Below are 12416 nucleotides of genomic sequence, written 5' to 3' on the forward strand. Positions count from 1 at the left end.
CCGAACTCTGGGGCTTTCACATGACAATCTCTCAACCTGGAACTGTCTCGGCCCGTTTGGGCGAGACGACGGTTCAATTGCGCCTGTCGCTCGCGGCCCTGATGGAGATCGAGCATGTGCTGGATGTTGACGGCATGGAGGCGCTGGCGGCGCGGTTCCGTGCCCTGACGGCGACGGATCTGACGGCGGTCCTGACCGCGGTATTGCGGGCGGGCGGTCACGCAGAAGCCGACGTGCTGGCGCAGTCCGTGGCGCCGGCGGAAGCCGCGCAGGCGGTCCTGGCCTGTTTTGAGGCGAACCTCAAATGAGCCCGCACTGGCGGGGCTGGTTCGCGCTGGGGGTGCTGCGCTTCGGGCTGAACCCGGAGCTGTTCTGGCGCCTGTCGGTTCTTGAGTGGCGGGCGCTGTGCGCAGCTCTGGCGCCGGGCGCCCTGCCGCCGCCGGACCGGAGTGTGCTCGACACGCTGATGCGGCGTTATCCCGATGGAGCGAAACATGACCGACACCTTTGATCTGTCCGAGCTGGCCTCCGGCGCCAGCGCGGCGCGCAGCGAACTTAAAGAGACGGCGCGCGAAGGGACGCTGGCGGCGCACGCCCTGTCAGAGGCGTTTGAGAGCGCCGGGCGGGACATCGCCAACAGCCTTGAAGGGGCGGCGCGGTCGGGCGAATTGAGCTTTTCCGCGCTGGCTGAACAGATCGCCCAGAGCTTTGCGCAGATCGCACTCGATCAGTTCGTGCTGCAGCCCGTCTCCGGGCTTCTGGGGAATGCGGCGAGCCTTCTGGGCGGGGTGCTGGGCCAGCGCGCCGAGGGCGGGCCGGTGCTGGCGGGCGAGCGCTATCTGGTCGGCGAGCGGGGACCGGAGGTGTTCACGCCGAGCCAGTCCGGAGCGATTTCAGCTCTCGGCGCGGCGCCGATCTCGATCACCATCAACACCCAGGGCGGACCGCTTGAGAGCGTACGGCGCTCTGAAAGCCAGATCGCGGCGGCGGTGGCGCGGGCGGTGCAACGCGGAGGGCGCCAGCTATGAGCGGGTTTCACGATGTGCGATTCCCGCTCTCGATCGGGCTTAATGCGCGCGGCGGGCCGGAGCGGCGCACTGAGATCGTCACGCTCAATTCGGGCCGTGAGGAGCGCAACGCCGTCTGGCGCGATTCCCGGCGGCGCTGGGATGCGGCGCCGGGGGTGAGGTCGCAGGCGGATCTGGCCAGGCTTGTCGCCTTCTTCGAGGCGCGGCGAGGCCGGCTTCATGCGTTCCGCTTCACCGATCCGTTCGATCACAGCTCGGGGCCGAGCGGTCAGGCGCCCGGACCGTTCGATCAGGGGATCGGGACCGGGGATGGCGCCCGTACGCGCTTTCAGCTGTCCAAGGCCTATGGCGATGCGGCCAACGCCTGGCGGCGTCCGATCACCCATCCACAGCCTGACAGCCTGCGCGTGGCGGTGGACGGCGTGGAGACCGGTTTCGGGCTGGAGCCGGATGGCTGGATTGTCTTCGCAGCGCCGCCCGCCGACGGCGCCCTGATCACCGCGGGGTTTCGCTTTGACGTGCCGACCCGGTTCGACGTCGACCAGATCGAGGCGAGTCTGGAAGGCGGCGGCGCCCTGATTGCGTCGGTCCCCTTGCTGGAAGTCCGGCTTTAGGGCTGGACAGGCGCGCAGTTCAGCGCCCTCATGGTCGGGCAGACTGGGGAGAATGACATGATCGCTTGGATTGCCGCATTGACGCTTCTGCAGGCCGCGCCCGAAGCGCCCGCCCTTGAGGCGTTCGAGGTGCAGGGCTTTCGCAGCCAGATCATTGTGGAGATCGCGGCGCCGCGCGCGGAGGTGTTCGAGGCGGCGACCGGCGATGTCTCGCCCTGGTGGGATCACACCTTCTGGCCGGGACCGGCGGAGCTGGTGATCGAGCCCGAAGTGGGCGGCCTGTTCTATGAGCGCTTTGAAGCGGGACAGCCTGATGGCGTGGTCCATGCGCGGGTGATCTTCGTGCGGGCGCCCGAACAGCTTCGGCTGGATGGCCCGCTGGGCCTGAGCGGGCGGGCCGTGCAGCTGGTGTCGAGCTGGACCCTGGAAGAGGGCGAAAACCCGGACGAGACGCGCTTCACCGTCGATCTCGCAATCACGGGCGAGGTGGATGAGGAGCTTGCGGGCATCGTCCGTCGCGTCTGGGTGCATTTCATCGAGGGGCGGCTCAAACCCTATATGGAAGCGGGCTGTCATCTGGAGCCTGAAGCGCCCTGCGCGGCGTTTGAGGAATGATGCAGTCGCGCTGACGACTTTTCTCTGTTTTCCCTCACTCCGTTCGGTCAGTCCTCGCTAAAGCTGCGGGCGGCCTTTGGCCTTGCGAGCCTTTCAGGCTCGGTTTTGAGAGTTCCTCGCTTCGCTGCGGGCGCGCGGTCGCGCTTGCGGGCCTTTCAGGCTCGGGGTGCTCAGTCTGAAATGATGTTGCTTTGTGACCCCGGCGCGTGCGTCGGGGTTTTTTGTTGGAGGTCGCATGATCGACATTCCACCGGCCTTGCAGGCGATGCTCGATGCGGGCGTCACGACCCTGTGCTGGGTCTGGATCCTGACCCGACGGGATGGCGCGAGGTTCGGTTTCACCGACCATGACCAGGCGCTGGAGCTTGAGGGCGTAAATTGCGAGCCTGTCTCGGGATTTTCGCATGGCGATCTGCGCAGCGAGACGGGCGGCGCGCCCGCTCGCGGCGCCGTGTTCGGTCAGCTCGACTCCGGCGTCATCACGCGCGCGGACATTGCCGCCGGCGTCTGGGACGGGGCGGGGCTGGCGCTTTATCGCGTCGACTGGACCGAGCCATCGCTATTCTGGCGCGCCTTCACTGGCGAGCTGGGCGAGATCCGCCATGGAGATCAGGGCTTTGAAGCGGATGTTTCAGGCTTGAGCGCGCGCCTCAATCGCACCATCGGGTGGGCCTTTTCGCGCTTGTGTGATGCGGAGCTGGGGGATGCGCGCTGCGGCGTCGATCTGGACGCCGCCGGGCGCCGGGCGGAGGGCGCTGTGTCTGAACAGATCACCGCGCGGGCCATGAGGGTCAGCGGCGCGAGCAGCCTGGATGCGTCCGCGCTGATCCACGGGGTGCTGAGCTGGCCGGGCGCGAGCTGGCCTGATCAGCGCATCGTGTCGGCGCGGAATGAGGGCGCCGAGCGGGTGATCGAGCTTGAGGGCGCCGTGCCCGAAGGTGTGACGGTGGGACAGGCGGTGCATTTGAACAGGGGCTGTGACAAGCGCTTTGAAACCTGCGCCTCCCGCTTCAACAACGCGTTGAACTTTCGCGGCTGCCCGCACATGCCGGGCAATGACGCCTTGGTCCGGCCCGTGAGCGCGCGGCGATGAGAGCCCTGATCCTCTCCGAAGCGCGCAGCTGGATCGGCACGCCCTACCATCATCAGATGAGCGTGAAGGGCGCGGGCTGTGACTGTCTGGGCCTGGTGCGCGGAGTGTGGCGGGCTCTGTGCGGACCCGAACCCGAAGTCCTGCCGCCCTATGCGCCGGACTGGTCCGAACGCACAGGCATCGACACCTTGAGCGCCGCGGCGGGGCGCTGGCTGGTTCCGCTTGAAGCCTTGCATGCCCGGCCCGGCGACGTGCTGCTGTTTCGCTATGCGCCGAACGGCTTTGCCCGCCATTGCGCGATCTTGAGTGAACCCGATCGCATCCTGCACGCCTGGCGCGGGCAGAGCGTGTGCGAGACCGCGCTGGGGCCGTTCTGGCGGCGCCGGATTTCGGGCGCCTATGCCTTCCCTCAAAATTAGTGCGAGGACCTTATGGGCCAGCTTCTCCTGACCGCCGCCGGACAGGCGGGGGCGTCCTTTCTGCAAGCGGGCGTGTCGACATTTGTCGGCGATCTGTTTGCACCCGACCGTGAAGGCCCGCGCCTCGAGGGTCTGAACGTTCAGACCTCGACCGAGGGCGCCTTCGTACCCATCGTCTATGGGCGTATGCGTCTCTCCGGGCAGGTGATCTGGATGGGGCCCGTGACCGAATCCGCACGCAGTTCAGGCGGCGGCAAGGGCGGGCCGGAGCTGACCGAGTATGCGTATGCCGCCAGCTTCGCCGTGGCGCTGTGCGAGGGTCCGATCTCGGGCGTGGGGCGTATCTGGGCCAACGGTGAGACCCTGAGCCACGACGCCGCCGTGATGCGGCTTCACACAGGACGGGAGGATCAGGCGCCCGACCCGCTGATCGAGGCGGTGGAGGGCTCAGCGCCCGCCTATCGCGGGCTCGCCTACATGGTGTTTGAAGACCTGCCGCTCGATGGCTTTGGCGCGCGCCTGCCAAACTTGAGCTTTGAGGTGCTGGGCGCGGGGGCTGATCAAAGCGAAGCGCCGCAGCTCGAACAGCTTGTGCAGGGCGTGTGCCTGATCCCGGCCTCGGGCGAGTTCGCCTACGCCACCGAGCCGGTCTTTCGCGAAGTGCGCGAGGGGGAAGAGCGGGCCGAGAACGTCCACACCAGCCGCGCCTTCACCAATCTCGATGCGGCGCTCGATGATATGGAAGCGCGCCTGCCGAATGTGAGATCCGTCGCGCTGGTGACGAGCTGGTTCGGGACCGATCTGCGCTGCGATCAGTGCCGGATCCGGCCCGGCGTCGAGACGCGCGAGAAGCGGACCCGTCCGCTGAGCTGGCGTGTGGCGGGGCTGGATCGGGCGAGCGCGCATCAGGTGTCGCAGAAGGACGACGCCCCGGTCTATGGCGGCACGCCGTCTGACGACACGGTGATCGCCTGCATCCGGGCGCTCAAGCAGCGCGGCTACGAAGTCACGCTCTATCCCTTCATCCTGATGGATATTCCCGGCCAAACGCTGACCGAAGACCCTCATGACGGCGGCTTTCAGCCCGCCTATCCCTGGCGGGGACGGATCAGTTCGAGCCCGGCGCCGGGCCGGCCGGGCAGCCCCGATCAGAGCGCGACAGCAACGGCGCAGGTGGACGCCTTCTTTGGCGGCGCGAGGGCGCCGGACTTCAGCCTGTCGGGCGATGAGGTGCGTTATTCGGGGGCGGAGGATTGGGGCTTTGACCGCTTCATCCTGCACCATGCCATGCTGGCGAAGGCGGCCGGCGGGGTGGAAAGCCTGCTGATCGGCTCTGAGATGGTGGCGCTCAATCAGGTGCGATCAAGCCGCACGACCTATCCTGCAGTTGAGCGCCTGAAGGCGTTGGCGAGTGAGGTGCGGGCGCTGGTCGGGCCGGATGTGAAGCTCTCCTATGCGGCGGATTGGTCCGAATATGCCGGCCATGCGCCGTCGGACGGGTCCGGGGACCGCCTGTTTCATCTCGATCCGCTCTGGGCCGATCCGGATGTGGATTATATCGGGATCGACTGGTACGGCCCGCTGTCGGACTGGCGCGAGGGCGAGGCCCATGCGGACGCTGCTGCGGGATCGATCCATGACCGCGCCTATCTGAGCGCGAATGTCGAGGGCGGCGAGGGCGGTGACTGGTATTACGCCAGCGACGCCGACCGTCAGGCGCAGAGTCGCACCCCCATCAGCGACGGCGCGTATGGGGAGGACTGGATCTGGGCCTATAAGCGCCTGCCCGACTGGTGGTCGAACGCCCATCATGACCGGGTGGACGGGGTGCGCGCCAGCATGCCCACGGACTGGACGCCGGGCCTGAAGCCGATCCGTTTTGTCGAGCTGGGCTGCCCGGCGGTCGACAAGGGCTCGAACCAGCCCAATGTCTTCCTCGATCCCAAAAGCATGGAAAGCGCGGCGCCGCATTTCTCGACCGGCGCGCGCGATGACCTGATCCAGCGCCGCTATATCGAGACGCTGCTGGACTATTGGGCGCCAGAGCAGGGCCGCAATCCGGTCTCCCCGGCCTATGGCGGGCCGATGCTGGATTGCGCGCGCAGCCATGTCTGGTGCTGGGACGGGCGGCCTTTCCCTGAATTTCCAACGCGCGAGGATGTGTGGAGCGATGGCGGCAACTGGCGGCGCGGGCACTGGCTGACAGGGCGCGCAGGGCATTCTTCGTTGGGCGTTGTCGTGCAGGACGTGGCGCGACGGGCGGGGCTGGAGCCGCTGGATGTGTCGATGCTGGACGGCGTGCTCGCCGGTTTCATGATTGATCGTCCGCAACGCGCCCGCGATGTGATTGCGACGCTGGCGACCGTGTTCGGCTTCACCCTGACGGATCGCAGCCGCGGTCCGGTCTGCCTGCCCCTGGCGCCGCAGGGCGCGGCCACGGCGCTGCTCAGCGATCATCTGCCCGCAGGAACGGACGGTCTGGCGTTCACGCGCGCATCGGCCGAAACGATCCCCAGGGATGCGCAACTCACCCTCATTGCCGATGAAGGCGCATACGCCCCCGCCGCGGTGATGGCGCGCGGGCTGGATCACCTCAGCCATGGCGTTGTCGCCCTGACCGCGCCCGTGCTGGCGGATCGGCTGCAGGCGCAGGCCTGGGCGCGGGGGCTCCTGAACCGGGCGCGCAGCGAGGGCGACAGTCTCCTGACGGCCCTGCCGCCCTCACTGGCGCGACTGGAGCCGGGGGATCCGGTGCGCCCGGACGCCGGACGTGTCTGGCGACTGGAGGCGCTGGAGGGGACAAGCGTGCGTCAGGCGCGTCTTGGGCGCGTGGAGGGCGGGGCGGCGACGCTGTCCGGGCCGGACCCGGTTCGCGGGCCCGCCCCGGACACCATCGGTCGCCCCTTGCTGCGCCTGCTGGACCTGCCGCTGGATCACGAGGCGGAGGTCGCGCGGAACGGATTGCTTGCAGCGGCCTGGAGCAAGCCCTGGCCGGGAACGGTCCAGGTTTTTGCAGGCGCTGACATCGACAGCATGGAAGCGCGACTGAGCCTGGTGCAGCCGGCAAGGACCGGAGTTCTGCTGGAGGATATGCCGCCGGGTCCCGAAGGCCGCTGGCGGCGCGACGCCAGGCTGCGGCTTCGGCTGGCGGAGGGCGCACTGGAGAGCCGCTCCCGGCTGGCTGTTCTGGCGGGCGCCAATCGCCTGGCGCTCGAGACGTCAGACGGTTGGGAGGTGATCGGGTACGAGACCGCGCAGATTGAAGCGGAGGGCGTCTGGACGCTCACCGGGCTCCTGCGCGGCCTGGGCGGCTCTCCTGCGCCCGGGGCGAGTGGGGGAGCGAGCATTGTCATTCTCGACGGGGCGGTGGGCGTTCTGCCGGTGCGAGACGCCGAATGCGGCGCAGAGCTGGAGGTCCTTGCCGTCCCGGCCGGCGTTCGGCGCAGTGACGCCCGGGCCCGTCGGCTGACGGCGACCTATGAGGGCCGGGATCTGCGCCCGCTCTCCCCCGTGCATCTGAAGCTTGAGGATCGGGCGGACGGGCTGCGTCTGAGCTGGGTCCGGCGCACCCGGATCGGCGGGGATCGCTGGCAGGGCGTGGAGGCGCCGCTGGGTGAGACGCGCGAAGCGTATCAGGTCACGCTCATCGGGGCTGAGGGGGAGGTGGTCCGGGCCTGGACATGCGCGGCGCCGCAGCTCGACCTACGGCGCGAAGACCTGCCCTCAGAAGGGGCGGGTCACGGCTTCGAGGTTCGTCAGATCTCGGAGCGCTACGGCCCTGGTCTGGCGTCTGTCTTGCAGATATGAGCCTGAACCTACAGATATGCGCCAAACGGGTGCGCCCTGATGCTCGCCCGACTGGCGATGGACTGCTATCACGACGGCCATGATGACTGACCCCTATGCGATTCTGGGCGTGTCCCGCACAGCGAGCGCCGACGAGATCCGGCGCGCCTACCGCAAGCTGGCGAAGGCCTTGCACCCTGACGCACGCCCCGACGACAAGGCGGCGGAGGAGAAGTTCAAGGACGTCACCCAGGCGTTCAAGCTATTGTCCGACCCCGAACAGCGCGCCCGGTTTGACCAGGGCGAGATTGATGCGCAGGGCCAGGAGCGTCCGGCGTATCATTTCCGCTCACGCCCCGGCGGAGGCCCCGGCGATCGCGGCCCCAGCGGCCGGTTCGAGGATCTGGGGGATCTGTTCTCCGATCTGTTCACCGATTTCGGCGGCGCGCGGCAACGCGCCCAGCCCATGCGCGGCGCAGAGATCAAGGCGCGTCTGTCGGTCAGCTTTGAAGAGGCGATGAAGGGCGCGAAGAAGCGCGTCAGCCTGCCCAATGGCAAGTCGCTGGAAGTGGGCGTGCCGGCAGGCGTGGAGAGCGGCAAGGTGCTGCGTCTGCGCGGGCAGGGACATCCGGGGCGCGATGGCGGACCGGCGGGGGATGCGCTGATCGAGATCGTCATCGCCGAGCATCCCTGGTTCCGACGCGAGGGCGACAATATTCGCCTCGACCTGCCCATCTCGCTGAAAGAAGCGCTGTTCGGCGGCGCCGTGCGGGCGCCGACCGTGGACGGCATGGTGGAGGTCCGGGTGCCTGCCGGCGCCAATTCGGGCGCCCAGCTGCGCCTGCGGGGCAAGGGCGCGCCCAAGAGCGAGGGCGGGCGCGGCGACCAGATCATCCGCCTTGTCATCGACGTGCCGCTCAACGATCCCGATCTCGAAGCCTTTATCGAGGACTGGACGCCGCCGACGGGTTATGATCCGCGAAAGCGTTTCATGTCATGATGCGTCAACTTCGCGGCGAAACCCTGTCAGCCGTGTTCAGCATGCGTTCAGCCCGGATCCGTCATTAAGTCTGTCATGAAACGAATTCTCACTCTTCTCCTGACCCTGGCCTGCGCCGCCGTGCTTGCGGATGCGCCCGCCTACGCCAAGGGTCACAAGGATGCGGCTCATGCCGTGGCCCAGTCCATTGTGCCGGTTTCGGTGGCGGTGGCGGCCGTGCGTCAGGCCTATCCCGGTTCCGAAGTGCTTTCGCACCGGCTCGTGAATGGTGAGAATCCCTATTACATGATCCGGATTCTGACCCCGGAAGGCCGCCGGCTGGATGTGCGCGTGGATGCGATTTCCGGTCGGGTGCGGCGCTAGCGGAGGACGCTGAGATGCGAGCGCTTATTGTCGAAGATGATCCGGACCTGCGTCGCCAGCTGTCGGATGTTCTGACCCATTCGGGCTATGCCGTGGATACGGCGGCCGATGGCGAGGATGGTCTGTTTCTGGGCGAGACCGAGCCCTATGACGCGATCGTGCTGGATCTGGGCCTGCCCAAGCTGGACGGCGTGACGGTGCTCGAGCGCTGGCGCGATGCGGGCATGTCCGCCCCGGTGCTGATCCTGACCGCGCGGGACCGCTGGAGCGAGAAGGTCGCGGGCTTTGACGCAGGCGCGGATGATTACCTGACCAAGCCCTTCCATCCCGAGGAATTGCTGGCGCGGCTGCGGGCGCTGACCCGCCGGGCGGCCGGTCATTCGAGCTCGACCCTGATGTGCGGCGATCTGAGCCTGGATACGCGCGGCTCACGGGTGTTTCTGGGCGACCAGCTGATCAAGCTGACCTCCCATGAATTCCGGATGCTGAGCTATCTGATGCACCATCGCGATCGGGTGATCTCTCGGACCGAATTGGTCGAGCATATCTATGATCAGGATTTTGATCGCGATTCCAACACGATCGAGGTGTTTGTCGGCCGTCTGCGCAAGAAGATCGGCTCCAACCGCATCGAGACCGTGCGCGGTCTGGGCTATCGGCTGGTTGATCCGGGCGAGACCGAGAGTTCGGCGGCTGAGTGAGTGAGGGGGCCTCATCACCACCCCTGGTGACCCAGGGGTCGATGGTGCGCCGTCTGGTTCTGACGGCGCTGGGCTGGGCGCTGGTGCTGCTCGTACTGGGGGCGATGTCCCTGACCGCGCTGTTCCGCCAGACCGTGCTCAGCGATCTCGAAGATCGTCTGACCGGCGTGGCGGACGCGCTGATCGCCCATGTCGAGGTCAGCGGCGCGCTGAATCTGCGCCTCGATGAGGACCTGATCGATCCGCGCTTCTCCCAGACCTTCTCCGGACGCTATTGGCAGGTGTCCCTGCCCGGGGCGTCGGATGTTGAGCCGTTGCGCTCCCAGTCTCTGGCCGATGCGTCCTTGTCCGCCCCCGACAAGGCTCTGGGTGAAGCGCTCAGCACGCCGGGACGTCCGGTCAGCTCGATGACGAAAGGCCCCGATGGCGAACCGCTGAGGCTGGTGATCCGCGCCATTCTGATCGAGGGTGTGGAGCAGCCCTTGCTGGTGATCGCGGGCGAGGACCAGCGCCCGGCGAATGCGCGCATCCTGCGCTTCGGCCTGGCTTCAGCCGGATTGTTCTTCCTCTTCACCATTGCCCTGGCGGTCGGCGTCTTCGTGCAGGTGCGCGTGGGCCTTGCGCCTGTGCTGCGGATGGGGCGGGCGGTCGCCGATGTGCGGGATGGCCGCGCGGACCGGGTGAGCGGGGTCTATCCCGCCGAGCTGATCACGCTGGGCGGCGAGCTGAACAAGCTGCTCGATCATTCCCAGGAAGTTGTCGAGCGGGCCCGCACCCATGTGGGCAATCTGGCGCATGCCCTGAAAACGCCGCTGACCGTGCTTTCCAACGAGGCGCGAGATCAGGAGGGGCCGCTGGCGCGTCAGGTCGACCGGCAGACCCGGCTGATGTCCGAACAGGTCGAGCATCATTTGCGACGGGCGCGCGCGGCGGCCCATGCCCGCACGATCGGCGCCCGGGCGCCTGTGGACCGCACGCTGGATGACCTGGGACGCACCTTGCAGAAAATCTATGGTCGTCAGGGGATCACGCTGAACTGGTCCTGTGAGGGCCGGATCGTGTTTCGCGGCGAGAAACAGGATCTCGAGGAATTGCTCGGCAATCTGATCGACAATGCCTGCAAGTGGGCGGCGAGTGCGGTGACCGTGTCCGCCAGCCTGCGTGACGGCCAGCTCTATCTGTGCGTTGAGGATGACGGGCCAGGGCTGACGCCCGAGCAAAGCCAGGCCGTGCTGGCGCGCGGGGTCAGGCTTGATGAGCAGGCCCCGGGCACGGGGCTCGGGCTGGCCATCGTGGTGGATCTGGCCCGGGCCTATGAGGGCGCGCTCGAACTCGACCGGTCCGGGCTGGGCGGGCTGAAGGCGTGTTTGTGGTTGCCGGCTCTTGTGGAAAGCTGACATTAACCGCGTTCAGTTATCTCCTTACCCAACGTGCTTGTCTTGGTGATCCGATGGGGCCGCTCTCTGCGGGGAAAGTCGAAAAACTGTCCATGCTGCTCGCTCACATGTCGGTCGAGCGGGTGGACGGTCTTGTCGATCTGGCCCGGGAGATGGATCCGGGCATGGCGCGCATGCTGGAGTTTTGCCGCTATGGCGCCGAGGGCGCGGCGTGCCGACAGTTCTTCCTGCCTCTCAAGGACGCCATTGGCGACCGCTCCGTGATCGAGCCGTCCCGCGCGCTGATTCCGGAGGCGCTTCTGGTGCCGCTGTGGAGCTGGATCAGCGCCGATCTTGATCCTGAAGCCGCCGCCGCCGCCATGGACGCCGCGTCCACCTTCTCCCATGACCTTGATGACGAGGCGCTGGATGACGCCCGCGTGCGGGTCGCCGGAGCCATGTTTGAAACCCTGGACTCGCTCCGGGACGAACCCAAGGAAAGCAAGCGCTTGCGCCATCAGCTGGGCGTGACCGACTTTGACGAGATACGCTCCATTGCGGGTCTTCTGAAGAGCGTGCCGGCCTTGCGCGAGGCGCTCGACGGTTTGCCCGATGAGATCGAGAAGATGGATGACGAGGTCTGTGCGGAGCTGCGGGACCGCTATGAACAGGCCATTGAGGAATTGCCGGAGTCCGGGGTCTGGGTGCTGCTGATGACCATGGCGCGGGTGCACAAACCCTGGCGCATGCTGCGCGTGTTCGAGCGTATCGCGCGGCGCGATGATGACTTCCTGCTCACCCATACGGACATGTCGAGCGTGGGTGAGGCGCTGCTCAGTGACGCCGAATTCTATCTCAAGGGCTTCAAGACCACGCCCAGGACGCCTGAACAGGTGGAGCGCTGCGTGAAGGCGGTGACCCAGTTCGCCGCCGTGACCGTGGGCATGACCCGCGAGATCGGCATTCGCAAGGACGGAACCTGGGGCAAGCGCCTGTTCGAGCTCCGGAACGCCGCCAGCCTGCAGATGGAGGCGATCCATGAAGAGGCGCGGCGCATGTTCGAGCATGCCCTGCCGGAGACGGGACCCAGACGGCGTACGCGTGAGATTCCTCATCCGGGCGATCCCGTGTTCGACGAAGCCGAAGCGGTCTGCGGATTTCTGTACAGCGTGAAGGATGATGCGGCGCGGGCCGCCGTGGGCAATGCGCACGCCCATCTTCTCGACGAGTTGCGTGAAGCGAGCGAGAAACTGGGCGAGGAAATCCTGGCGCGCCTGCGGCGCAATGTCTCAGATGATGTGGAGGCGGATCGCGCTCGCTTGCGTGAAGTGACCCGTTTTCTCGATGTACTGGGCATGCGGGAGGCGGGCGAAGTCCTCCTGCGCCGAGCCGCCGCAGTCCAAGCGGCCTAATTCGCCTTC

13 protein-coding genes are annotated in these 12416 nt (G+C 67.1%); all 13 read left to right on the plus strand.

Annotated elements, in window-relative coordinates; all coding sequences use genetic code 11:
• The first annotated feature begins 20 nt into the window (after nt 1-20).
• Complete coding sequence (locus B2Z70_RS01700; protein ID WP_292980241.1) at nt 21-308, plus strand: GTA-gp10 family protein; 288 nt, start codon at nt 21-23, stop codon at nt 306-308.
• Nucleotides 305-511 (plus strand): phage tail assembly chaperone, encoded by a 207-nt coding sequence (locus B2Z70_RS01705; RefSeq protein ID WP_292980244.1) that lies wholly within the window; start codon nt 305-307, stop codon nt 509-511. The genes B2Z70_RS01700 and B2Z70_RS01705 overlap by 4 nt, the downstream gene beginning before the upstream one ends.
• Nucleotides 495-1028: a phage tail tape measure C-terminal domain-containing protein gene (locus B2Z70_RS01710; protein WP_292980247.1), complete on the plus strand. Its 534-nt coding sequence runs from the start codon at nt 495-497 to the stop codon at nt 1026-1028. Before B2Z70_RS01705 ends, B2Z70_RS01710 begins: the two co-directional genes overlap by 17 nt.
• The gene (locus B2Z70_RS01715; RefSeq protein ID WP_292980250.1) at nt 1025-1642 is read left to right on the plus strand and encodes a DUF2460 domain-containing protein; all 618 of its coding nucleotides are present in this window, start codon (nt 1025-1027) and stop codon (nt 1640-1642) included. Before B2Z70_RS01710 ends, B2Z70_RS01715 begins: the two co-directional genes overlap by 4 nt.
• A 57-nt stretch (nt 1643-1699) precedes the next feature.
• Nucleotides 1700-2257 (plus strand): SRPBCC family protein, encoded by a 558-nt coding sequence (locus B2Z70_RS01720; RefSeq protein WP_292980253.1) that lies wholly within the window; start codon nt 1700-1702, stop codon nt 2255-2257.
• Nucleotides 2258-2492: 235 nt separating this feature from the next.
• Nucleotides 2493-3350 carry a phage/gene transfer agent baseplate hub protein gene (locus B2Z70_RS01725; protein ID WP_292980255.1) on the plus strand — a complete coding sequence of 286 codons (858 nt, stop codon included), beginning with the start codon at nt 2493-2495 and terminating at the stop codon, nt 3348-3350.
• Complete coding sequence (locus B2Z70_RS01730) at nt 3347-3769, plus strand: NlpC/P60 family protein (protein ID WP_009803364.1); 423 nt, start codon at nt 3347-3349, stop codon at nt 3767-3769. The genes B2Z70_RS01725 and B2Z70_RS01730 overlap by 4 nt, the downstream gene beginning before the upstream one ends.
• Before the next feature lie 12 nt (nt 3770-3781).
• Nucleotides 3782-7576: a baseplate multidomain protein megatron gene (locus B2Z70_RS01735; RefSeq protein ID WP_292980259.1), complete on the plus strand. Its 3795-nt coding sequence runs from the start codon at nt 3782-3784 to the stop codon at nt 7574-7576.
• A gap of 79 nt (nt 7577-7655) precedes the next feature.
• Entirely contained in the window at nt 7656-8555 is a 900-nt protein-coding gene (locus B2Z70_RS01740) for a DnaJ C-terminal domain-containing protein (RefSeq protein ID WP_009803366.1), read from the plus strand.
• A 75-nt stretch (nt 8556-8630) separates the two neighbouring features.
• Nucleotides 8631-8918, plus strand: coding sequence for a PepSY domain-containing protein (locus B2Z70_RS01745; protein WP_009803368.1), 288 nt, complete (start codon nt 8631-8633; stop codon nt 8916-8918).
• Between the two features lie 14 nt (nt 8919-8932).
• Nucleotides 8933-9619 (plus strand): response regulator transcription factor, encoded by a 687-nt coding sequence (locus tag B2Z70_RS01750; protein ID WP_009803369.1) that lies wholly within the window; start codon nt 8933-8935, stop codon nt 9617-9619.
• Nucleotides 9620-9660: 41 nt separating this feature from the next.
• On the plus strand, nt 9661-11016 hold the full coding sequence (locus B2Z70_RS01755) for a sensor histidine kinase (RefSeq protein WP_292980265.1): 1356 nt from the start codon (nt 9661-9663) through the stop codon (nt 11014-11016).
• A gap of 92 nt (nt 11017-11108) precedes the next feature.
• Complete coding sequence (locus B2Z70_RS01760; RefSeq protein WP_009803371.1) at nt 11109-12407, plus strand: hypothetical protein; 1299 nt, start codon at nt 11109-11111, stop codon at nt 12405-12407.
• Nucleotides 12408-12416: the final 9 nt, after the last annotated feature.

The sequence above is a fragment of the Oceanicaulis sp. UBA6590 genome, from assembly GCF_002433705.1.
GTDB lineage: Bacteria > Pseudomonadota > Alphaproteobacteria > Caulobacterales > Maricaulaceae > Oceanicaulis.